This is a genomic window from Streptomyces sp. NPDC005566 (genome assembly GCF_040605575.1).
Classification (GTDB): domain Bacteria; phylum Actinomycetota; class Actinomycetes; order Streptomycetales; family Streptomycetaceae; genus Streptomyces.
The window spans coordinates 91,039-113,961 of the sequence record NZ_JBEXDB010000002.1 but is presented as its reverse complement, the minus strand read 5'-3'; the positions used below and the strand labels follow the sequence as shown (position 1 = coordinate 113,961).

At 71.0% G+C, this 22,923-nt stretch carries 20 protein-coding genes; 16 read left to right on the top strand and 4 right to left on the bottom strand.

The genetic code is table 11. The features are described from left to right. Window positions 1-141: 141 nt before the first annotated feature. The 6 genes from ABZS61_RS03350 (at window position 142) to ABZS61_RS03325 (ending at window position 6,585) form a co-directional block, all read left to right on the top strand. Window positions 142-465: an integration host factor gene (locus ABZS61_RS03350; RefSeq protein WP_356415396.1), complete on the top strand. Its 324-nt coding sequence runs from the start codon at window positions 142-144 to the stop codon at window positions 463-465. Between the two features lie 38 nt (window positions 466-503). Beyond that, the gene (gene gmk / locus ABZS61_RS03345; RefSeq protein ID WP_356415394.1) at window positions 504-1,121 is read left to right on the top strand and encodes a guanylate kinase; all 618 of its coding nucleotides are present in this window, start codon (window positions 504-506) and stop codon (window positions 1,119-1,121) included. Between the two features lie 93 nt (window positions 1,122-1,214). Then, window positions 1,215-1,487 (top strand): DNA-directed RNA polymerase subunit omega, encoded by a 273-nt coding sequence (rpoZ, locus tag ABZS61_RS03340; RefSeq protein ID WP_003970369.1) that lies wholly within the window; start codon window positions 1,215-1,217, stop codon window positions 1,485-1,487. A gap of 182 nt (window positions 1,488-1,669) precedes the next feature. Next, window positions 1,670-2,872, top strand: a complete 1,203-nt coding sequence (gene coaBC, locus ABZS61_RS03335; protein ID WP_356415391.1) for a bifunctional phosphopantothenoylcysteine decarboxylase/phosphopantothenate--cysteine ligase CoaBC — start codon at window positions 1,670-1,672, stop codon at window positions 2,870-2,872. A gap of 241 nt (window positions 2,873-3,113) precedes the next feature. Further along, window positions 3,114-4,322 carry a methionine adenosyltransferase gene (metK, locus tag ABZS61_RS03330; RefSeq protein WP_356415388.1) on the top strand — a complete coding sequence of 403 codons (1,209 nt, stop codon included), beginning with the start codon at window positions 3,114-3,116 and terminating at the stop codon, window positions 4,320-4,322. Between the two features lie 118 nt (window positions 4,323-4,440). Next, window positions 4,441-6,585, top strand: coding sequence for a primosomal protein N' (locus tag ABZS61_RS03325; protein ID WP_356415384.1), 2,145 nt, complete (start codon window positions 4,441-4,443; stop codon window positions 6,583-6,585). A 76-nt stretch (window positions 6,586-6,661) separates the two neighbouring features. Here the strand turns inward: ABZS61_RS03325 and ABZS61_RS03320 are convergent, their stop codons facing one another. Next, entirely contained in the window at window positions 6,662-7,201 is a 540-nt protein-coding gene (locus ABZS61_RS03320) for a hypothetical protein (protein WP_356415381.1), read from the bottom strand. A 284-nt stretch (window positions 7,202-7,485) separates the two neighbouring features. Between ABZS61_RS03320 and fmt the strand changes: the two genes are divergently transcribed. From fmt to ABZS61_RS03300, 4 genes are all read left to right on the top strand, one after another. Then, entirely contained in the window at window positions 7,486-8,418 is a 933-nt protein-coding gene (gene fmt, locus ABZS61_RS03315) for a methionyl-tRNA formyltransferase (RefSeq protein ID WP_356415379.1), read from the top strand. 129 nt (window positions 8,419-8,547) lie between these two features. Further along, the gene (locus tag ABZS61_RS03310; RefSeq protein WP_356415376.1) at window positions 8,548-9,981 is read left to right on the top strand and encodes a transcription antitermination factor NusB; all 1,434 of its coding nucleotides are present in this window, start codon (window positions 8,548-8,550) and stop codon (window positions 9,979-9,981) included. Window positions 9,982-10,095: 114 nt separating this feature from the next. Next, a complete protein-coding gene (gene rpe, locus ABZS61_RS03305) occupies window positions 10,096-10,779 on the top strand; it encodes a ribulose-phosphate 3-epimerase (protein WP_356415374.1) in 684 nt (227 codons plus the stop codon). A 138-nt stretch (window positions 10,780-10,917) separates the two neighbouring features. Continuing rightward, window positions 10,918-11,904, top strand: a complete 987-nt coding sequence (locus ABZS61_RS03300; RefSeq protein ID WP_356416379.1) for a sugar-binding domain-containing protein — start codon at window positions 10,918-10,920, stop codon at window positions 11,902-11,904. A 55-nt stretch (window positions 11,905-11,959) separates the two neighbouring features. Here ABZS61_RS03300 and ABZS61_RS03295 read toward each other — a convergent pair whose 3' ends face one another. Beyond that, entirely contained in the window at window positions 11,960-13,021 is a 1,062-nt protein-coding gene (locus tag ABZS61_RS03295) for a terpene cyclase (protein ID WP_356415372.1), read from the bottom strand. A 297-nt stretch (window positions 13,022-13,318) separates the two neighbouring features. Between ABZS61_RS03295 and ABZS61_RS03290 the strand changes: the two genes are divergently transcribed. From ABZS61_RS03290 to ABZS61_RS03270, 5 genes are all read left to right on the top strand, one after another. Further along, window positions 13,319-14,785, top strand: coding sequence for a GuaB1 family IMP dehydrogenase-related protein (locus ABZS61_RS03290; protein ID WP_356415369.1), 1,467 nt, complete (start codon window positions 13,319-13,321; stop codon window positions 14,783-14,785). A 199-nt stretch (window positions 14,786-14,984) separates the two neighbouring features. Beyond that, on the top strand, window positions 14,985-16,442 hold the full coding sequence (locus ABZS61_RS03285) for an aldehyde dehydrogenase family protein (RefSeq protein ID WP_356415366.1): 1,458 nt from the start codon (window positions 14,985-14,987) through the stop codon (window positions 16,440-16,442). A gap of 111 nt (window positions 16,443-16,553) precedes the next feature. Beyond that, window positions 16,554-17,009: an Lrp/AsnC family transcriptional regulator gene (locus ABZS61_RS03280; RefSeq protein WP_329212983.1), complete on the top strand. Its 456-nt coding sequence runs from the start codon at window positions 16,554-16,556 to the stop codon at window positions 17,007-17,009. A 211-nt stretch (window positions 17,010-17,220) separates the two neighbouring features. Then, window positions 17,221-18,018: a carbon-nitrogen hydrolase family protein gene (locus ABZS61_RS03275; protein WP_356415363.1), complete on the top strand. Its 798-nt coding sequence runs from the start codon at window positions 17,221-17,223 to the stop codon at window positions 18,016-18,018. 54 nt (window positions 18,019-18,072) lie between these two features. Continuing rightward, window positions 18,073-19,764 carry an NAD(P)/FAD-dependent oxidoreductase gene (locus ABZS61_RS03270; protein WP_356415360.1) on the top strand — a complete coding sequence of 564 codons (1,692 nt, stop codon included), beginning with the start codon at window positions 18,073-18,075 and terminating at the stop codon, window positions 19,762-19,764. 73 nt (window positions 19,765-19,837) lie between these two features. Here ABZS61_RS03270 and ABZS61_RS03265 read toward each other — a convergent pair whose 3' ends face one another. Further along, window positions 19,838-20,851, bottom strand: a complete 1,014-nt coding sequence (locus ABZS61_RS03265; RefSeq protein ID WP_356415358.1) for a hydroxyacid dehydrogenase — start codon at window positions 20,849-20,851, stop codon at window positions 19,838-19,840. Between the two features lie 63 nt (window positions 20,852-20,914). Further along, window positions 20,915-21,640, bottom strand: coding sequence for a DUF5995 family protein (locus ABZS61_RS03260; RefSeq protein ID WP_356415355.1), 726 nt, complete (start codon window positions 21,638-21,640; stop codon window positions 20,915-20,917). 166 nt (window positions 21,641-21,806) lie between these two features. Between ABZS61_RS03260 and ABZS61_RS03255 the strand changes: the two genes are divergently transcribed. Beyond that, window positions 21,807-22,922, top strand: coding sequence for a glycoside hydrolase family 6 protein (locus ABZS61_RS03255; protein ID WP_356415352.1), 1,116 nt, complete (start codon window positions 21,807-21,809; stop codon window positions 22,920-22,922). Window position 22,923: the final 1 nt, after the last annotated feature.

The following is a 22,923-nucleotide window of genomic DNA, read 5'->3' as shown; positions in this document are numbered from 1 at the left end:
TCTCGCTGACTCAGGCGGCCGTGGCCGCTAGTCTCCGTCGAGAGCCAACGAGCACAGGTTGTTCGTTGCTCACCGGCTGTGGGGCTTTCACGTTCCTCACCGGTCCGTATCCGACAGATCGACATCCGAGGTGACGTAGGCGTGGCTCTTCCGCCCCTTACCCCTGAACAGCGCGCAGCCGCGCTCGAAAAGGCCGCCGCGGCTCGCCGGGAGCGGGCCGAGGTCAAGAATCGACTCAAGCACTCCGGCGCCTCCCTCCACGAGGTCATCAAGACGGGCCAGGAGAACGACGTCATCGGCAAGATGAAGGTCTCCGCCCTGCTGGAGTCCCTGCCGGGCGTGGGCAAGGTCCGCGCCAAGCAGATCATGGAGCGGCTCGGCATCTCCGAGAGCCGCCGGGTCCGGGGTCTCGGCTCCAACCAGATCGCATCTTTGGAGCGTGAGTTCGGCGGCAGTACCGCCTGACGTTCTCAGGCACTCCTGAGAAGCGGGATAATCGCTCCATGGCTGCAACATCCCGGGGGAACTCCCCCGTACCCCCGGACGTACGTCCGCGGCTGACCGTGCTCTCCGGCCCCTCCGGGGTCGGTAAGAGCACGGTCGTCGCTCATATGCGCAAGGTTCACCCCGAGGTCTGGCTCTCGGTGTCGGCCACGACCCGCAAACCGCGCCCCGGCGAACGCAACGGTGTCCACTACTTCTTCGTGGACACCGAGGAGTTCGACAAGCTGATCGCCAACGGCGAGCTGCTGGAGTGGGCGGAGTTCGCGGGCAACCGCTACGGCACCCCGCGCCGGGCCGTGCTGGAGCGCCTGGAAGCGGGCGAACCGGTGCTGCTGGAGATCGACCTGCAGGGCGCCCGGCTGGTCCGTCAGTCGATGCCCGACGCGCAGCTGGTCTTCCTGGCCCCGCCGAGCTGGGACGAGCTGGTCCGCCGGCTCACGGGCCGCGGGACGGAGTCGCCCGACGTGATCGAGCGCCGGCTCGCGGCGGCGAAGGTCGAGCTGGCCGCCGAAGCCGAGTTCGATACGACACTTGTCAACACCTCGGTCGAGGACGTCGCGCGTGAGCTGCTAACGTTGATGCTGCAGGCTTCCGGCCTCCGCGGCATCGACGACTGACCTCGTCGGCCCCCGCGGACGCAGAGCATCACCACTGCGGAACCAGCATGATCAAAGATCTCTTTGATCACTATCCCCTTCGGAAGGCAGAGAGTGTCCTCTTCCATCACCACGCCCGAGGGCATCATCAACCCGCCGATTGATGAGCTCCTCGAGGCCACCGACTCGAAGTACAGCCTCGTGATCTACGCGGCCAAGCGTGCGCGCCAGATCAACGCGTACTACTCGCAGCTCGGTGAAGGTCTCCTCGAGTACGTCGGTCCGCTCGTCGACACCCACGTGCACGAGAAGCCGCTCTCGATCGCGCTCCGCGAGATCAACGCGGGCCTGCTGACCTCCGAGGCCATCGAGGGCCCCGCGCAGTAAGCAGGAGACGCACCTTCACCACAGGCCCGGCGGTCACCACCGCCGGGCCTGTGGTGTGTCCGGGGCCGGGCCCGCCGAGGACCGCCCCGTGCGGTGAGGCAGCATGGAGTGCGTACGTCCCCCGGCTGCGGGCAGCCGGGGTGCGCATCGGTTGCGCGGAGAAACGAGTGCGGGGAGACGCAGTGGACAAGCCGAAGGTCGTCCTGGGGGTCAGCGGTGGCATCGCCGCCTACAAGGCGTGCGAGCTGCTGCGCCGGCTGACCGAGTCCGGTCATGACGTCAGGGTCGTGCCGACCGAGGCGTCGCTGAACTTCGTCGGGGCCGCCACCTGGTCGGCGCTCTCCGGCAACCCCGTGTCGAGCGAGGTCTGGGACAGCGTGCACGAGGTGCCGCACGTGCGGATCGGGCAGGCGGCCGACCTCGTCGTGGTCGCACCCGCCACCGCCGACATGCTCGCCAAGGCCGCCCACGGCCTCGCCGACGACCTCCTCACCAACACGCTCCTCACCGCCCGCTGTCCGGTCGTCTTCGCACCGGCGATGCACACCGAGATGTGGGAGCACCCGGCCACCCAGGGGAACGTGGCCACACTGCGCCGCCGCGGCGCCGTCGTCATCGAGCCCGCTGTCGGCCGCCTCACCGGCGTCGACACCGGCAAGGGCCGGCTGCCGGACCCGGGGGAAATCTTCGAGGTCTGCCGCCGCGTCCTGACCCGCGGCCCGGCCGAACCCGATCTCGCGGGCCGGCACGTGGTCATCAGCGCCGGCGGCACCCGGGAGCCCCTCGACCCGGTCCGCTACCTCGGCAACCGCTCCTCCGGAAAGCAGGGCTACGCGCTGGCGCGCACTGCCGTCGCCCGCGGTGCCCGGGTGACGCTGATCGAGGCAAACACCGGACTGCCCGACCCCGCGGGCGCCGACGTCCTGCGCGCCGGAACGGCCGTACAGCTGCGCGAGGCCGTACTGAAGGCGGCGGCCGACGCCGATGTGGTGGTGATGGCCGCGGCGGTCGCCGACTTCCGTCCCGCGGACTACGCCGCGGGCAAGATCAAGAAGAAGGACGGCCAGGAGCCGGCGCCCTTGGTCCTCGTCCGCAATCCCGACATCCTCGCCGAGGTCTCCGCGGACCGTGCCCGCCCCGGCCAGGTCGTCGTCGGTTTCGCCGCGGAGACCGACAACGTCCTCGCCAACGGCCGCGAGAAGCTCCGCCGCAAGGGCTGCGACCTGCTCGTGGTCAACGAGGTGGGGGAGCGCAAGACCTTCGGGTCCGAGGAGAACGAAGCGGTGGTGCTCTCGGCCGACGGCGTTGAGACCGCTGTGCCGTACGGGCCGAAAGAAGCACTCGCCGACACGGTCTGGGACCTGGTGGCGGCACGCTTCGGCTAGATTGCGTAGTTGCCGCTCCGGCGGGATGGAAGCTCAAGAAATTCGGTCATTTCTCACACCCGGAAGGAGCGATTGTCGTACTGCCGTCAACAGTGCCGCAGGTCACAGAGCTCCCAAGGGGCGAGACGCGTGGCCCATTCACCGGAAGCGACCGATAAACTGGTCGACGGAACGTGCCGGGCGCAGCTCCCGGCGGTCCATCAATGATCAGCCAGCAGCCGCTGCAACCCCAGGGAGCGATGTGTCCCGCCGTCTCTTCACCTCGGAGTCCGTTACCGAGGGCCACCCCGACAAGATCGCTGACCAGATCAGCGACACGATTCTCGATGCGCTCCTGCGTGACGACCCTTCCTCGCGCGTCGCCGTCGAGACCTTGATCACCACTGGTCTGGTGCATGTCGCGGGTGAGGTCACGACCAAGGCCTACGCCGACATCCCCAACCTCGTGCGCAACAAGGTGCTGGAGATCGGCTACGACTCCTCCAAGAAGGGCTTCGACGGAGCCTCCTGCGGCGTGTCGGTGTCCATCGGAGCGCAGTCCCCGGACATCGCCCAGGGTGTCGACACGGCGTACGAGAAGCGCGTCGAGGGCGACGAGGACGAGCTCGACAAGCAGGGCGCCGGCGACCAGGGCCTCATGTTCGGCTACGCCTGCGACGAGACGCCCGAGCTGATGCCGCTCCCGATCCACGTGGCGCACCGGCTCTCCCGCCGGCTGTCCGAGGTCCGCAAGAACGGGACCATCCCGTACCTGCGTCCCGACGGCAAGACCCAGGTCACCATCGAGTACGACGGTGACAAGGCCGTCCGCCTCGACACGGTCGTCGTCTCCTCGCAGCACGCGTCGGACATCGACCTCGACTCGCTCCTCGCGCCCGACATCCGTGAGTTCGTCGTCGAGCACGTCCTGGCGCAGCTCATCGAGGACGGCATCAAGCTGGACACCGAGGGCTACCGGCTCCTGGTGAACCCGACCGGCCGCTTCGAGATCGGCGGTCCGATGGGTGACGCCGGTCTGACCGGCCGCAAGATCATCATCGACACCTACGGCGGCATGGCCCGCCACGGCGGCGGTGCCTTCTCCGGCAAGGACCCGTCGAAGGTCGACCGCTCGGCGGCGTACGCCATGCGCTGGGTCGCCAAGAACGTCGTCGCGGCCGGTCTGGCCGCCCGCTGCGAGGTCCAGGTCGCGTACGCGATCGGCAAGGCCGAGCCGGTGGGTCTGTTCGTCGAGACGTTCGGCACCGCCACCGTCGAGACGGAGAAGATCGAGCACGCGATCGGCGAGGTCTTCGACCTTCGCCCGGCCGCGATCATCCGCGACCTCGACCTGCTCCGCCCGATCTACGCCCAGACCGCCGCGTACGGCCACTTCGGCCGTGAGCTGCCCGACTTCACCTGGGAGCGCACCGACCGCGTGGACGCGCTGCGTACGGCGGCGGGGCTCTAGAGCCCGCCGACGTCAGCCCGTACTCCGGGGCCCGGATGCCGTACACGGTGTCCGGGCCCCGGTGCGTGCGCTGCGGGAGCCGCAACCGGTGTCAGTGGCGTCTGGTAGGAATTTGGCTGTGAGCAGCGACGACGAGCGGCCCGACGAGCCCGATGGCGGGGCACCGGAGCAGCTTGCGCTCATCCGGGAGACCGTGCGCAAGGCCAAGGTGCCGCGGGCCAAGCCCCGCACCTGGCGGGGTGCGACGCTCGCCGGGGAGCTGCCGGTCGCCCGGGTCCTGGTCAACAAGGGCGCGCTCCACCTCGATCAGTACTTCGATTACGCGGTCCCGGAGGAGCTCGACGCCGAGGCACAGCCCGGTGTCCGGGTACGGGTGCGGTTCGGGGCCGGGGGGCGCCAGGTCCGCGGCGGGCGGCGGGAGGGCGGTGGGCTGATCGACGGATTCCTGATCGAGCGGCGTGCCGAGTCGGACTACCAGGGCGCCCTGGCGGCGCTCGCCTACGTCGTCTCGCCCGAGCCGGTGCTCGGGCCCGAGCTGCTCGCGCTCTCGCGGGCCGTCGCCGACCGGTACGCGGGCAGCCTCGCCGATGTGCTGCAGCTCGCCGTGCCACCCAGGAACGGCCGGGCGGAGTCCAAGGCGTCACCCGCGCCGCTGCCACCGCCCCCGGCACCGGCCCCCGGGACCTGGGAGCGGTACGCACAGGGGCCCGCGTTCCTCGGCGCACTGGCCGAGGGCGGAGCGCCCAGAGCCGTCTGGACCGCACTGCCCGGGCCGCACTGGCCCGCGGAGATCGCCAGGGCCGTCGCCGCCACGCTGGCCTCGGGACGGGGCGCACTCGTCGTCGTACCCGACGGGAGGGCGGCGGGGAGGGTGGACGCCGCACTCACCGAGGTGATGGGGGAGGGGCGCCACGCGTTGCTGACCGCCGACTCGGGGCCTGAGAAGCGCTACCGGGAGTGGCTCGCCGTCCGGCGCGGTTCGGTGCGCGCGGTGGTCGGGACCAGGGCCGCCATGTTCGCCCCCGTCGCCGATCTCGGCCTGGTGGCCGTCTGGGACGACGGGGACTCCAGTCACAGCGACGACAACGCCCCCTTCCCCCACGTCCGGGAAGTCCTCGAGCTGAGGGCGGCGCACGGCCGGTGCGCGTTCCTCCTGGGCGGGACCAACTGCACCGTGGAGGCCGCCCAGCTGGTCGAGAGCGGCTGGGCGCTGCCGCTGCGCGCGGACCGGGAGCAGCTGCGGATCGCGGCGCCCCTGGTGCGTACCGTCGGCGACGGTGAGCTCGCGAGGGACGGGGCGGCGCGATCCGCCCGGCTGCCCAGCCTCGCCTGGCAGACCGTACGGGACGGGCTGCGCAGCGGTCCCGTGCTGATCCAGGTGCCCCGCCGGGGGTACGCACCCCGGCTGGCCTGCGAACGCTGCCGCGAACCCGCGCGGTGCGGGCACTGCGCGGGGCCGCTGGAGGCCCCGGACCAGCGGGATCTCAACTGCGCCTGGTGCGGACGCGCCGAAACGGCCTGGAGCTGCGCCGCCTGTGGCGGACGGCGGCTTCGGGCCCAGATCGTCGGTGCCCGGCGGACCGCCGAGGAGCTGGGCCGGGCGTTTCCCGCCGTCCCGGTGCGTACGTCGGGCCGGGACCACGTGCTGGACTCCGTACCGGACCAGCCCGCTCTGGTGGTCAGCACGCCCGGGGCCGAACCCGTGGCGGAGGGCGGCTACGCGGCCGCGCTGCTGCTGGACGGCTGGGCGATGGTCGGCCGGCCGGACCTGCGGGCCGGCGAGGAGGCGCTGCGGCGCTGGACGGCCGCAGCCTCACTGGTGCGGGGACAGCCTGAGGGCGGCACGGTGGTGATCGTTGCCGAGCCGACCCTGCGGCCCGTCCAGGCCCTGGTGCGCTGGGACCCCGTCGGTCATGCCCGCCGCGAACTCGCGGAACGGGCAGAGCTCGGCTTCCCGCCGGTGTCCCGGATGGCTTCGGTGACCGGGCCGCCGGAGGCGATCGCCGCGTACCTGGCCACCGTGGAACTGCCGCCGGAAGCGGAGATCCTCGGACCGGTACCGCTGCCGGGTGCCGTCTCCGGCAGGCCCCGGAGGCAGGGGGACGCGCCGCCGGGCGAGACCTGGGAGCGGGCGCTTGTCAGGGTGCCGCCGGGGCGCGGGGCGGCGCTCGCGGCCGCCTTGAAGGCGGCTCAGGCGGCGCGGACAGCCCGTGGGACCGGAGATCCGGTACGGATCAGGATCGACCCGCCGGACATCGGCTGACGAGGCGCTACGGCCCCGCCGCCACTGCCGCCGCCCTCGCCGTGCGGACGCGGTGAGGGCGGAAGAGGCGCTCCGGTCAGCCGTTGCGGGGGCCGGGGAAGGCGCCGGGGCGCAGCTCCTCGCGCGGGGCGGGGTGGTCCGCCGACGGCTGCGGAGGCATGGAACGGGCCGCAGGCACCACGGGCAGCACGGGGGAGGAACCGGGCGGCGCGGGCAGCGGACGGGGTGCGGACTCGGCGGTGACCTCGGCGGTACCCGGCTGAGGGGTGTTCCGCCGGGCACCGTAACGGCGGTGAACCGCCTGCTTGGTGACCCCGAGGGCCGAGCCCACCGCGTCCCACGAGAAGCCGAGCGAGCGGTCGAAGTCCACCGCCGCCGTGACCAGCGTCTCGACGCTGTCCCGCAGTTCCTGCGCCAGCCGGACGGTGGGCGCCGGGGCCCTGCCGTAGACGACGAAGCCCGCGGACGGGCCGGAGCGGCGCGGACGGTAGACGTTGCCCAGCTGCGCAGTGAGGGTGCGCAGCGCGTCCACCTGCCGCCGGACCCGCTCGATGTCCCGCACCAGCAGGTGCAGACTGGCACGCGCCTGGGCGTCGTGGGTTGCGTGGTCGGCCATGAACAAGCCTCTCGAACCGGCGTTGAAAGGGATCGGACCGCACCGCGGCGGCCCACTTCGGTCAATCTCTCTTGACCAACGCCTCACCCGGCCATGTGGTCACGCATCAGGGGCGTATGCGCATATGCGCGGGGCGCACGGGCGTGCGTACGCCCCCCGGTGGCCGGGTCCGGGGCCGTCCCGTCGTCCCGGGTGTGCGCCTGCCGGGGACGACGGGGCAGCCCTTAGACTGGTGTGCTGCTCGCCACACCGTACGTTCCGGCCCGAGAGGCAGTCCGCCACCCATGAAGCTCGTCTTCGCAGGCACCCCCGAGGTTGCTGTCCCCGCCCTGGACGCCCTGATCGCCTCCGGCCGCCATGAGGTGGCCGCCGTCGTCACCCGTCCCGACGCACCCGCCGGGCGAGGCCGCCGCCTCGTCGCCAGCCCGGTGGCCGAACGCGCCGAGGAAGCCGGGATCGAGGTGCTCAAGCCGGTACGCCCGCGCGACGAGGCCTTCCTGGCGCGGCTGCGGGAGATCGCCCCGGACTGCTGCCCCGTGGTGGCCTACGGTGCGCTGCTGCCCAAGACGGCCCTCGACGTGCCCGCCCGCGGCTGGGTCAACCTGCACTTCTCGCTCCTGCCCGCCTGGCGTGGCGCCGCACCGGTGCAGCACGCGGTGATGGCCGGGGACGAGGTGACAGGCGCGTCGACCTTCCTCATCGAGGAGGGCCTGGACTCCGGCCCCGTGTACGGCGTCCTGACCGAGGAGGTGCGGCCCACGGACACCAGCGGCGACCTGCTCACCCGGCTGGCCTTCGCCGGCGCGGGGCTGCTCGCCGCGACCATGGACGGCATCGAGGACGGCACCCTGCACGCCGTACCGCAGCCCGCCGAAGGCATCACCCTTGCGCCCAAGATCACCGTCGAGGACGCCCAAGTGCAGTGGTCCGCCCCCGCACTGCGGGTCGACCGCATCGTGCGCGGCTGCACCCCGGCCCCCGGAGCGTGGACCCTCTTCCGGGGCGAGCGTCTCAAGCTGGTCCAGGCGGCGCCCGTCCTGGACCGCGCCGACCTGGCGCCGGGCGAGCTGTCCGCGGGCAAGAACAACGTGTACGTGGGCACCGGGTCGCACGCCGTGGAGCTCCTCTGGGTCCAGCCGCAGGGCAAGAAGCCGATGAAGGCCGCCGACTGGGCGCGCGGTGTGCGCATCGTCCCGGGCGAACTCCTGGGACTCTGACGACGGGCCGCCGCCCGCGTCCCCGGGGCCCGGCAGCAGCCCGCGGCTTCGGGGCCCGCGCCTGGTGCCCGGGCGGCGACGTACGCTGGGTGGGTTCGCCACTCTCACCATCAGCGGAGCACCTTTCACGTGAACGACCAGCAGCGTCGCCGACCCGCCAAGCCGCATCGCCGCCCGCAGAAGGACCCTGTCCGGTTCCTCGCCTTCGAAGCGCTCAGGGCCGTCGACGAACGCGACGCGTACGCCAACCTCGTCCTTCCCCCGCTGCTGAAGAAGGCACGGGCCAAGGGTGACTTCGACGGACGGGACGCGGCGCTCGCGACCGAGCTGGTCTACGGGACCCTGCGCCGCCAGGGCACGTACGACGCGATCGTCGCCGCCTGCATCGACCGGCCGCTGCGCGAGGTCGACCCGCCCGTGCTGGACGTGCTCAACATGGGTGTGCACCAGCTGCTCGGCACCCGCATCCCGACCCACGCGGCCGTCTCCGCCAGTGTGGAGCTGGCCCGCGTCGTGCTGGGTGAAGGGCGTGCCAAGTTCGTCAACGCCGTGCTGCGCAAGGTCTCGGCGCACGATCTCGACACCTGGGTGGAGCGCGTCGCGCCGTCGTACGACGAGGATGCCGAGCAGCACCTGTCGGTCGTCCACTCCCATCCGCGGTGGATCGTCTCCGCGCTGTGGGACGCCCTGGGCGGTGGCCGTGCCGGGATCGAGGACCTCCTCGAAGCCGACAACGAGCGCCCCGAGGTGACGCTCGTCGCCCGCCCCGGCCGCTCCACCACCGACGAGCTGCTGGCCGCCCTGGGCGAGGAGAGCGGACTGCCGGGCCGCTGGTCCCCCTACGCCGTACGGATGGCCGAGGGCGGCGAGCCGGGTGCGCTGACCGCGGTGCAGGACGGCAGCGCGGGTGTGCAGGACGAGGGCAGCCAGCTCGTCGCCACCGCCCTCGCCAACGCGCCCGTGGAGGGCAGCGACACACGGTGGCTCGACGGCTGCGCCGGACCTGGCGGCAAGGCGGCCCTGCTGGCCGCCCTCGCTGCCGGACGCGGCGCGGCACTGCTCGCCGCCGAGAAGCAGCCGCACCGCTCCCGGCTCGTCGAGCGGGCGCTGGCCGGCAACCCGGGCCCGTACCAGGTGGTCACCACGGACGGCACCCGCCCGCCCTGGCAGCCGGGCACCTTCGACCGGATCCTGATGGACGTACCGTGCTCGGGCCTCGGGGCGCTGCGCCGCCGCCCGGAAGCCCGGTGGCGTCGCCGAGCGGAGGACCTCGAGTCCTTCGCACCGCTCCAACGGGGCCTGCTGCGCGAGGCGTTGAAGGCCGTACGGATCGGTGGGGTCGTCGGCTACGCGACCTGCTCGCCGCATCTGGCCGAGACCCGCGTCGTCGTCGAGGACGTCCTCAAGGGGCGCGGCGGAGCGCCGGTCGAGGCGGAGTGGGTGGATGCCCGCCCCCTGATGCCAGGAGTACCGGCGCTGGGCGACGGTCCCGACGTCCAGCTGTGGCCGCATCTGCACGGCACCGACGCGATGTATCTGGCGCTGCTGCGACGTACGGGCTGACCCCGGGCACACAGGCCGGGCGAAAAGCCGGGATTGTGCGAACCGTAATGATCCCGTGAGGCTTTGGGGGGCACCGAGGCGGGGAAGTGGCGCGGAACATGGCAGGCTTGGTGCATGGCCCAGATCAACCCCAGCATCCTGTCCGCCGACTTCGCGCGACTCGCCGAGGAGGCGAAGGCCGTCGACGGCGCCGACTGGCTCCATGTCGATGTGATGGACAACCACTTTGTGCCCAATCTGACGCTCGGCGTGCCGATCGTGGAGGCGCTGAGCAAGGCCACGGACACTCCGCTGGACTGCCATCTGATGATCGAGGACGCGGACCGCTGGGCACCGCAGTACGTCGAGGCGGGCGCAGGCTCCGTCACCTTCCACGCGGAGGCGGCGGCGGCGCCGGTACGGCTGGCACGGGAGATCAGGGCCAAGGGGGCGCGTGCCTCGATGGCACTCAAGCCCGCGACCCCGATCGAGCCGTACGAGGACCTGCTCCCCGAACTCGACATGCTGCTGATCATGACGGTGGAGCCGGGCTTCGGGGGCCAGTCCTTCCTGGACATCATGCTGCCGAAGATCCGGCGTACCCGTGACCTGATCTCCAAGCACGGCCTCGAGCTCTGGCTCCAGGTCGACGGCGGCGTCTCCGCCACCACCATCGAGCGCTGCGCGGAGGCCGGAGCCGATGTCTTCGTCGCCGGATCCGCGGTCTACGGGGCGCAGGACCCGGCCCGGGCCGTGCGCGCCCTGCGCGAGCAGGCGGACGCAGCCACCGCCGCGGCACCCTGGGCGTGCGGCCACTGAACAAAGGGCAGATGAACGCGGCCCGACGGGCCGGATCAAGGATCGCCGGATCTGACAGGATGACGGTGTATCGGGCGTGTGAACTGCAGTGAGGAGATCGCGGTGTCTGGCATCTCGGCGGGTCGGTCAGCCATGCGGATGGGACCTGCGGAGCTGGTTCAGGCGGCGGCCATGGCCCGTCGGTTCTACCTCGAGGGAAAGTCGAAGATCCAGATCGCCGAGGAGTTCGGCGTGAGCCGCTTCAAGGTGGCCCGGGTTCTGGAGACGGCCCTCGAGCGTGATCTCGTACGGATCGAGATCCGGGTACCGGCCGAGCTGGACGCGGAGCGCTCCGACGCGCTCCGGGCCCGCTACGGGTTGCGCCACGCGGTCGTCGTCGAGTCCCCTGCGGACGAGCAGGACGACGCGGCCGACCCGGAGAACCTGGGCGAGGTCGCGGCCGAATTGCTCGGCGAGCTGGTGAACGAGGGCGATGTGCTGGGCCTGGCCTGGGGCCGCTCCACGATCCACATGGCCGCGGCGCTCGACCGGCTGCCGCCCTGCACGGTCGTGCAGCTGACCGGGGTCTACGACGCGGGGACGGCCGAGCGCGGGTCGGTCGAGGCGGTCCGCCGCGCGGCCCAGGTGTCCGGCGGCGAGGCGCATCCGATCTACGCGCCCATGCTCCTGCCCGATCCGGCGACGGCGGCGGCCCTGCGCCACCAGACGGGTATCGCCCGCGCCTTCGAGTACTTCGACAAGGTGACGGTCGCCGCGGTCTCCATCGGTTCCTGGGAGCCGGGCATCTCCACCGTCCACGACATGCTCTCGGACGAGGAGCGGGCACACTATGCCTCGCTCGGGGTCGCGGCCGAGATGTCCGCGCACCTCTTCGACTCCGACGGCCGACGCGTCGGCCGGGACCTGGGCGAGCGCTGCATCACCGTGGAGGCGGACCGGCTGCGCCGGATCCCCGAGGTGGTCGCCATCGCCGGCGGCCAGCGCAAGGCGGCGGCGATCGGTGCGGTGCTCCGCTCGGGCCTGGTCACCAGCCTGGTGACGGACACGGCCGCGGCCGACTACCTGCTGACGGAATCCGCCGCCGGACAGCGCCCCGCCCTGGAGCGCGCCGACCCGGACGAGTGACAGTCATGGAACACGACGGAGGCCGGGCACCGCACAGGTGCCCGGCCTCCGTCGTCTACCGGCTCCGCCGCCCGTCGGACGCGCTCGATCCCGCCGGGTCCGCGGCCACGCCGAGCACGGTCTCCTCCAGGTACTCCGCCGGCTCCGCGTACTGGCTGACGTCCGCCGGGTTGTAGCGGGGGGTCTGCCGGGACCAGTCCAGATTGCCGCGCATCCAGCTCCGCATCCCGTCGAGATAGGGGACGAGCAGCCCGGACAGCTGCGGATACATGTCGAGCAGCTCGTCCTCGGCGGTGAGGAAGCGCTCGGTCTCGGTGGCTATCTCGGCGCACACGTGGTCGAGTGCCTGCTGCTCCCCGTAACCCCGGTGGTGACGTACCAGGTGAACGAGATTGTGGATCTCGCCGAGCACCTGCTCCTTCTCGAAGGAGTACACGTCGTTGGCCCAGCACACGACGTTGCACGAGGCTTCCAGGGCCGTGATGAACCGGGGGTCGTTGTGGACCGATTCGGGCGCTTCGATGCCCGCCACGATCTCTATCAGGTCCATGCACACATGGATCGCCCCGGTGTGCCGCCGCTGGGCCACGTAGGCCTCCTCGGCCGGCACGACGCCGTCGGCCCGGTTCCCGGCCTCCCAGGTCGTGGCGGTCATCAGGTACGTCATGAGGTGCCAGGCGAATCGTGTGCGCCAGTGCGGGGCGGCCTGCGGGATCGTACGTTCCCACAGATCGGCCAGGGCTACGACGGCCGCGGGCGGCTCCTCGCCCGGCAGTGGGCCGGGAGCCGTTCCCTCCACGACGGAACGCATTCGTGCCACCACGTCGCGTACCCGTTCGGGGCTGCGGCCGAGATGGCCGTCGTCCAGCTGGTCGTCGACGAGGAAGAGCCAGACGAACCAGTCGGCGACCAGGTCGAGGTGCTCACTGCCCGCCGTCGGGTAGACCATGCCGACGAACGCGCCGAAGTCGGCCTGCTCGAAACGGCGTCTCGCGGACTCCCGGTGCACCAGACCGGTGCGGCGCGTCCACGCGTCGATGTGCTCGCGTGTGTGCCCTACGTGCGGGTTCGTCCGCTGAGGGAACGGGCAGTAGATGTCCGGCAGTTCGCTCTCCACAGACGGATCCGAATCCTCTCCGGCCAAAGACGTGACGGGTTTCTCCGCGCGCTCGTGCGCGGTGGTGCGGTCACCCCCGAGACCTGCGGATTTGAAGCTACCTGACCCCCTGTCACCCGGTCCAGGGATCGTGATCACGAATGGTTGAAAGGCGTTCGGGTAGGGTCTTCGAGTAAGGCAGGTTCCACTTGCCAGGCCCCCCGGAGCACCTCTTTGGAGGAACTCACGAACGCGGGGGTCCATTGCTGTGTCTTCGTGGAAACGACCTGCACCGTTTCGTATGAAAAAATGAGTGTTATGCGTTTTCTTGAGCCCGGCACCGGTCGCTACACGGCGTCCCCCTCGGTCCCCTACGACCTCACGTACGACGATGTCTTCATGGTTCCCGGCCGCTCCGCGGTCGGTTCCCGGCAGGCCGTGGACCTCTCCTCGCCCGACGGCACCGGCACCACCATCCCGCTCGTCGTCGCGAACATGACCGCGATCGCGGGGCGCCGGATGGCGGAGACGATCGCCCGCCGCGGTGGGCTGGTCGTCATCCCCCAGGACATCCCGATCGAGGTGGTCACCGAGGTGATCAGCTGGGTCAAGACACGCCACCTCGTGCTCGACACGCCCATCGAGCTGTCTCCGGGCCAGACCGTCGCGGACGCCCTGTCCCTGCTGCACAAGCGGGCCCACGGAGCGGGCGTCGTCGTCGACGCGGAGCGCAGGCCGGTCGGTGTCGTCACCGACCACGACCTGACCGGTGTCGACCGCTTCACGCAGCTGTCCGAGGTCATGTCCAAGGACCTGGTGCTGCTCGACGCCGACATCGACCCGCGCGACGCCTTCGGCAAGCTCGACGGCGCCAACCGCAAGCTCGCCCCCGCGGTCGACGCGGACGGCAGGCTCGTCGGCATCCTCACCCGCAAGGCCGCGCTGCGCGCGACGCTGTACACCCCGGCGACGGACTCCGAGGGCAGGCTGCGCATCGCGGCGGCCGTCGGAATCAACGGCGACGTCGCCGGCAAGGTCAAGCAGCTCCTCGACGCGGGTGTCGACACGCTCGTCGTCGACACCGCGCACGGCCACCAGGAATCCATGATCAGCGCGGTCGCCGCGGTGCGGGCGCTCGACCCGCACGTTCCGATCGTGGCGGGCAACGTCGTCGCGGCCGAAGGTGTGCGCGACCTCATCGAGGCCGGCGCGGACATCATCAAGGTCGGGGTCGGCCCCGGCGCCATGTGCACCACCCGGATGATGACCGGTGTGGGCAGGCCCCAGTTCTCCGCCGTGCTCGAGTGCGCGGCCGAGGCCCGCAAGCACGGCAAGCACGTCTGGGCGGACGGAGGCGTCCGCCACCCGCGCGACGTCGCCATGGCACTCGCGGCCGGCGCGTCCAACGTGATGATCGGCTCCTGGTTCGCCGGCACGTACGAGTCGCCCGGTGACCTCCAGCAGTCCGCGGACGGCCGCTACTACAAGGAGTCCTTCGGGATGGCCTCCGCGCGCGCGGTGAAGAACCGCACGTCGGAGGAGTCCGCCTACGACCGGGCTCGCAAGGGTCTGTTCGAGGAGGGCATCTCCACCTCGCGGATGTTCCTGGACCCGGCGCGCCCCGGTGTGGAGGACCTGATCGACTCGATCATCGCCGGCGTCCGCTCGTCCTGCACCTACGCGGGTGCGGCCTCGCTCGAGGAGTTCGCGGAGAAGGCCATCGTGGGTGTGCAGAGCGCCGCCGGTTACGCGGAGGGCAAGCCGCTGCACGCCAGCTGGAGTTGACCGAGCGGTCCACGCATCACAGGTGCCCCTCCCGGGTGTTCGTGCCGGGAGGGGCATCTGTGTGTCCAGGCATCGTCATATGACTGAATACGACCGCTTCTAGTCGACTGTCGGGCACTATTGACCATCTTCAACTCTGTTGCATTGTAAGTAATATGAGTCGCAATCAGCTGCCCGCCTCTCTGCGGTAAGGGATCTCATGTCCTTCTTCACTGACCTGGCCCACCAGTACATCGACGGCGAGTGGAGGCCGGGGAAGGGATCCTGGGACATCATCGACTTCAACCCGTACAACGGTGACAAGCTCGCAGCCATCACCGTCGCCACGGCGGCCGAGGTCGACCAGGCGTACCGCGCGGCCGAGCGGGCCCAGCAGGAATGGGCGGACACCAACCCGTACACCCGCCGGGCGGTCCTGGAGAAGGCACTGCGGATCGTCGAGGAGCTGGAGCCCGAGATCGCCGATGCGATCGTCGCGGAGCTCGGCGGCACCCGGCTGAAGGCCGCGTTCGAACTGCACCTCGCCAAGGAGTTCCTGCGCGAGGCCGTCCAGCTCGCGCTGCGGCCCTCCGGACAGATCCTTCCCTCGCCGACCGAGGGCAAGGAGAACCGTGTCTACCGCGTGCCCGTCGGCGTCGTGGGCGTCATCAGCCCCTTCAACTTCCCCTTCCTGCTGTCGCTCAAGTCGGTCGCGCCCGCGCTGGCCCTCGGCAACGCCGTGGTCCTCAAGCCCCACCAGAACACGCCGATCTGCGGTGGCACGCTCCTGGCCAAGGTGTTCGAGGACGCCGGTCTGCCCGCCGGGCTGCTGAACGTCGTCGTCACCGACATCGCCGAGATCGGCGACGCGCTGCTCGAGCACCCCGTTCCGAGGCTCATCTCCTTCACCGGTTCCGACAAGGTGGGCCGCCACGTCGCGACGGTGTGCGCGTCCAACTTCAAGCAGTCCGTGCTCGAACTCGGCGGGAACAGCGCGCTGATCGTCCTCGACGACGCCGATGTGGACTACGCCGTCGACGCGGCCGTCTTCAGCCGGTACGTGCACCAGGGCCAGGTCTGCATGGCCGCCAACCGGATCCTGATCGACCGCGCGATCGAGAAGGAGTTCACCGAGAAGTTCGTCGCCAAGGTCGCTTCCCTGCGCGTCGGGGACCCGGCCGACCCCTCGACCCAGATCGGCCCGCTGATCAACTCCTCGCAGGCCGAAGCGGTCACCAAGATCGTCGACCAGACCGTGGAGGCCGGCGCGACGGCACTGCTGCACGGCCGGGCCGAGGGCAACCTGGTGAGCCCCTCCGTCCTGACCGCGATAGCCGCCGATTCCCCCGTTCTGCAGCAGGAGATCTTCGGGCCCGTCGCCCTCCTCGTGCCCTTCGACGGCGAGGACGAGGCGGTCCGGATCGCCAACGACACCCCGTACGGGCTGAGCGGCGCGGTGCACACGGGAAACATCGAGCGCGGGGTGCGAGTGGGGCAGCGCATCCGCACCGGCATGATCCACATCAACGACGGCACGGTTCACGACGAGCCCATCGTCCCCTTCGGCGGCGAGAAGGCCTCGGGCTTGGGACGGCTGAACGGCGACTCGACGATCGAGGCCTTCACCACCCAGAAGTGGATCTCCGTGCAGCACGGCCGCTCGCAGTTCCCCTTCTGACCGGCCGCCCTCTGCGGTGAGCGCGCCCCGCGCGGGCGCGCATGGTCTACTTCGGGGGCGGCCCGTGCCGCCCCCGAAATCCGTCCGTCGCAGAGAAGTGATCCCTCTGAAGTGCGCCTGAACGACCTCGACGAACGCATCGTCCACGCCCTCGCCGAAGACGCCCGGCGCAGCTACGCCGACATCGGCGCCATCATCGGACTGTCCGCCCCCGCCGTGAAACGCCGCGTGGACCGGCTGCGCGCCGAGGGCGCCATCACCGGCTTCACCGTGCGGGTGGACCCGGCGGCGCTCGGCTGGCACACCGAGGGCTTCATCGAGATCTACTGCAGCCGCAACACCGCACCGGAAGCGATCAAGCAGGGCCTCGCCCGCTACCCGGAGATCGCGTCCGCGTCCACCGTGACGGGAGACGCCGACGCGATCGTGCAGGTCTTCGCCGCCGATATGCGGCACTTCGAGCAGGTGCTCGAGCGCATCGCGGGCGAGCCGTACGTGGAGCGCACCAAGTCGGTGCTCGTCCTCTCCCCGCTGCTGCGACGGTACGCCTCGGGCTCGCCCGCCTGAGGCTGCGCGGGGCCCCGACCCCGCTCGTACGAGACCGAAATCACCCTTCTGACCTGCGTGGACGCCGTACGCAACGAATCGCCGCGGCAGCCCTGTACGACGCAATGAATCGATGGTGTGCGCGCAACACTCGCGCCTTGTCCGGCGTGATCGGCGCCCCGTACCTTCAATACGTCTCCCCGTACTCCGCCCGCACCGCCCGAGGTCAGCCATGCCGCCGCTGCGTACCGCCCTGCTCCAGAGCTCCGGACGACCCGGCTCCGTGGACGAGAACATCAAGGTGCTCGACGAGGCCGCAGGACGCGCCGCCGAAGCCGGTTCCCGACTGCTCGTCTGCCCGGAACTCTTCCTCACCGGATACGCCGTCGGCGACGCCGTCCCCACGCTCGCCGAACCCGCGGACGGACCGGGAGCGCAGGCCGTCGCCGAGCTCTGCGTCCGGCACGGCATCGCCGTCCTGTACGGCTACCCGGAGCGCGCCGGTGAGCTGATCTTCAACGCGGCGCAGCTCATCGGCCCGGACGGCAGCGCCCTCGCGAACTACCGCAAGACCCACCTGTTCGGCAGCTTCGAGCAGAAGTGGTTCACCCCCGGCGAGCAGACCGTGGTGCAGGCGGACCTCGACGGTGTCCGGATCGGCGTGCTGATCTGCTACGACGTCGAGTTCCCGGAGAACGTCCGGGCGCACGCCCTGGCCGGGACCGGTCTGCTGCTGGTGCCGACCGCGCAGATGCACCCCTTCCAGTTCGTCGCCGAGTCGGTCGTCCCGGTCCGTGCCTTCGAGAGCCAGATGTACGTCGCGTACGTCAACAGGACCGGTCCTGAGGGTGAGTTCGAGTTCGTCGGGCTGAGCTGCCTGGCAGGCCCCGACGGCACCGTGCGGACCCGCGCCGGCCGCGGCGAGGAGCTCGTCATCGGTGAGGTGGACCCCGGGCTCCTCGACGCCTCGCGGGCAGCCAACCCGTACCTGGAGGACCGCCGTCCCGGTCTGTACGGCTCCCTCGTCTGACCCGCGCCCTCCCCCTTCGTCCCCCTTCTCACCTGCGCAAGGAGTCCGTACCCCATGACGTCCACGGTGCCCAATGCCGTCCAGCACACCGACGCGCAGCCGCCGATCACCATGTTCGGGCCGGACTTCCCCTACGCGTACGACGACTTCCTCGCGCACCCGGCGGGCATCGGCCAGATACCGGCGACCGAGCACGGATCCGAGGTCGCCGTCATCGGCGGTGGCCTCTCCGGCATCATCGCCGCGTACGAACTGATGAAGATGGGACTGCGACCCGTCGTCTACGAAGCGGACCAGATCGGCGGCCGGCTGCGTACGGTCGGCTTCGAGGGCTGCGACCCCTCGCTGACCGCCGAGATGGGCGCCATGCGCTTCCCACCCTCGTCCACGGCGCTGCAGCACTACATCGACCTGGTGGGCCTGGAGACCGAGCCGTTTCCCAACCCGCTCTCCCCGGCCACTCCGTCGACCGTCGTCGACCTCAAGGGCGAGTCCCACTACGCCGAGACCATCGCCGATCTGCCGCAGGTCTACCGCGATGTGATGGACGCCTGGAACACGTGCCTGGAAGAGGGCGCCGACTTCTCCGACATGAACCGCGCCATGCGCGAGCGCGATGTCCCGCGCATCCGGGAGATCTGGGCGAAGCTCGTCGAGAAACTCGACAACCAGACCTTCTACGGATTCCTCTGCGCCTCGGATGCCTTCAAGTCCTTCCGGCACCGCGAGATCTTCGGCCAGGTCGGCTTCGGAACCGGCGGCTGGGACACCGACTTCCCCAACTCCATCCTGGAGATCCTCCGCGTCGTCTACACCGAGGCCGACGACCACCACCGCGGGATCGTCGGCGGCAGCCAGCAGCTGCCGCTGCGCCTGTGGGACCGCGAACCGCGCAAGATCCTCCACTGGCCGCTCGGCACGTCGCTGGCCTCCCTGCACGACGGGCAGCCGCGCCCCGCGGTGACCCGCCTGGACCGCACCGCAGGCAACCGGATCACGGTCACGGACGCCACCGGCGACATCCGCTCCTACCGGGCCGCGGTCTTCACCGGGCAGTCCTGGCTGCTGCTCTCCAAGATCGCCTGTGACGACGCGCTCTTCCCGATCGACCACTGGACGGCGATGGAGCGCACCCACTACATGGAGTCGTCCAAACTGTTCGTGCCCGTCGACCGGCCGTTCTGGCTGGACAAGGACGAAGCGACCGGCCGGGACTCCATGTCGATGACGCTCACGGACCGGATGACCCGGGGCACGTACCTCCTGGACGACGGGCCCGGCAAGCCGGCCGTCATCTGCCTCTCCTACACGTGGTGCGACGACAGCCTGAAGTGGCTGCCGCTCTCCCCGAAGGAGCGCATGGACGTCATGCTCAAGTCGCTCGGCGAGATCTATCCCAAGGTCGACATCCGCAAGCACATCATCGGCAACCCGGTCACCGTCTCCTGGGAGAACGAGCCCTACTTCATGGGCGCGTTCAAGGCCAACCTGCCGGGCCACTACCGCTACCAGCGGCGCCTGTTCACCCACTTCATGCAGGACCGGCTGCCCTCGGACAAGCGGGGCCTGTTCCTGGCCGGCGACGACATCTCGTGGACGGCCGGCTGGGCCGAGGGCGCCGTGCAGACCGCGCTCAACGCCGTATGGGGTGTCATGAGCCAGTTCGGCGGTGCCACCGACGCGACGAACCCCGGCCCCGGCGACGTCTTTGACGAGATCGCACCGGTCGAGCTTCCGGAGGACTGAGCCCGCGCGTACCGGCCGGGCCGTCTGCTCCGGCACCGGCCGGGCCGTGCTCCGGCACCGGCCGGTCGGACTGTCAGCGCAGGCGTTCCAGGGCGTCGGCGGTCACCGTGTGGAGCAGCGGCTGCCCGGCGAGCAACCGCAGGACCTCGCCGACGGCGCTCGCCCCGAGACGCTGCCTGCCCTCGACGCTGCCCGCGGCCCGATGCGGGGTCAGCAGCACGTTCGGCAGGGCGCGGAAGGGGTGGTCCGCCGGGAGCGGCTCCGCGTCGAACACGTCGATCGCCGCGTCCAGCCGCCCCGAGGCCAGCTCCGCGAGCAGTGCCTTCTCGTCGACCAGCCAGGCCCGGGCGGTGTTCACCAGGCCCGCACCGTCCGGCATCAGCGCCAGCTGGGCGGCACCGAGCATCCGGTGCGTCCGCTCGGTCACCGGGGCGTGCACGGCGACGATCCTGCTCCGCGTGAGCAGCACCTCCAGCGGCACGGACTCCACCCCGAGCGCCGTCGCGTCCGCGTCGGACAGGAACGGGTCGGTGACCCGGACCCGCGCCCCCATCGCCCGCACCATGGCGATGTACGCGCGGCCGGTGCGGGACGCGCCGATCACCCCGATGTCGCTGCCGTGGATCTCGTGTGACGGCGGTGCCTCGACGACCTCCGCCCACGGGGCGCCGCCGTGCAGGGCATGATCGAAGCGGTGGATGCGGTGCAGCAGGGACAGGGTGAACGCGAGGGCCACCTCGGCCACCGGCCGCGCCATCTCGTGCCCCGCCTGCGTGACGTGGACGCCGCGCCGGAACACCTCCTCGTCCACGTACGGGGCCACGGCCGAGCCCGTGTGCGCGACGAGTTCCAACCGGTCCGCGGAGTCGAGGAGCCGGGCATCCACGCGCGGACTGCGCCACGAGGTGATGAGTGCCCGTGCACCGGGGAGGGCCGAGGCCAGCGCCGTACGGTCCCGGTGCTCGTCCAGAACGGTCAGCTCGGCCGCCGTGTCCAGTTGCTGCCAGACCTCGGCGGTGAAGAACTCGGCGCGCAGGTGCGGGGGTACGGAGACGACCATGCGGGGGCGGCCGGCCGGATCGGACATGAGGAGCTCCGCAGGGAAGTCGAGGGGTACCCCAGGGTATGACCCGCCCCCGGGTGAACGGGATCAGCGGCTCGGGGTGAGCAGGATCCGCCCCACCAGACCGATCCCCGCATCCGTACGCGCCCTGAACTCCTCGGCCAGCAGCGGTACTCCACGCAGTCGCCACAGCATCCGCGCCGCCGACCACGAGGCCTCTCGGGCCCTCTCCAGGCTCCAGGAACCCGCCAGATGCGTGAGGGGGTCGGCGACCTGCAGCAGATCGGGACCCGGCATCAGTTCTTCGCGGATCTGTTCCTCCAGCATCACGAGGAGATCTCCCACCCGGTCGAACTCCTCCTCCAGGTCCGCCGGAGCGCAGCCGAGGGTACGACAGGTGTCCACCACGGCCACCGCGAGATCGTGACCGATGTGCGCATTGATACCGGCGAGTGCGAACTGCAGCGGGCGTACGCCGGGATGGCGCCGGAACTGGAACAGCGGACGCCAGCAGGCAGGCGGCCGACCGCCCGCAGCGGCAGTGTCGACGGCGGTCAGATAGTGCTCGGCTAACCGCACATCCAGGGCGGACACGGTGTCCCGGTCCGGGAAGGAACCGCCCTCGATCCGCCCCCTGACGGCCTCCGTGACCGTCAGATAGACCTGGTTGAACACGGCTACGCCGTCCCCCGGCGGCCAGTGCGAGCGGTACATGCGCATCCGCTCGGTCACCGTGCCCACATCGGCCGCCGCCCCGTCCACTCGTGGGCAGGATGCTCCGGCCGGGTCTGCGAACTGCTCGAACTGGGCCATGCGGGCAGCGTCCCAGCCGTAGGCTCGCCACGGCGCAGACCGGCCGTAGGTTCATCGGAACGGACGAACGCGGGGCGCCGGGGGAGAGGAACGAACAGTGTCGGGCGCACGCGCACAACGCAGGACCGAGGCCAGACAGCGGAGGCGTACCGCAGGTCGGCACGTCATGGCCTTCGCCGCATCGGCCGTCGTCGCCGTCGGTACGGCGACCGGTGTGATCACCGCAGCCGCGGGGGAGGGCGAGCGGACGACCGCCCGCCCCGACACGACCGTTTCGCCGCTGCTGGCACCGCTGCCCGCGGTGCCCACCGCGTCACCGGCCACCGTGTCCCCCTCTCCTTCGCCTCGTCCGTCCCGGACGGGCGGGAAGAAGGCCGCCCCGTCGCCGTCGGAGAAGAAGCCCTCGCAGCGCACCGCCACGGCCGCCGGGCTCTACCGCCACTCGGAGTCGCAGGTCCTGGACTGGGTCCGCGGCCACCGGGACGATCCGCGCCGTCCGCTCATCGAGTCCCGGATCGCGGCGCAGCCGGCCGCGGTCTGGTTCGCCGCCTACAACCCGTCATCGGTGACCGCCCAGGTGCGCGGTGTGACGTCGGGCGCCGCCGCCGCGGGCCGCACCCCCGTGCTCGTGCCCTACGCGATACCCGACCGGGACTGCGGCGGGGCCTCCGAGGGAGGGGCGCCGGGACTGGCGGCGTACGACGCGTGGATGGAGAAGTTCGCCGCAGGGCTGGGCAGCGGACCGGTGATCGTGATCCTGGAACCGGATGCGATCGCGCTCTCGGACTGCCTTTCGGCGGGGCAACGGGCAGCCCGTTTCGCGTCGCTGGCCAGGGCGGGCCGTACCCTGCACGCCGCGAACCCGCGGGCCAGGGTCTACTTCGACGGTGGGCACTCGGGCTGGCACGCCGCCGCCAAGCAGGCAGCGGCGCTCAAGGAGGCCGGAGCCGCGACCAGCGGGGACGGCATCTTCACCAATGTGTCGAACTTCCACAGCACGGCGGACGAAGCGGACTACGCCCGCCGGGTACTGGCCGCCCTCGGCGGCCCGGCCCGTCTCGGCGCGGTCATCGACACGAGCCGCAACGGCAACGGGGCGCCGCAGGCCGGTGACTGGTGCGACCCGGGGGGCAGGGCCCTCGGGCGTACCCCGACGACGAGGACCGGCGAGGCCCGGATCGATGCCTTCCTGTGGGTGAAGCTGCCGGGGGAGTCCGACGGCTGCAAGGGCGCGGCCGGATCCTTCACCCCGGACTACGCCTACGCCCTGGCCACCGGCTGAG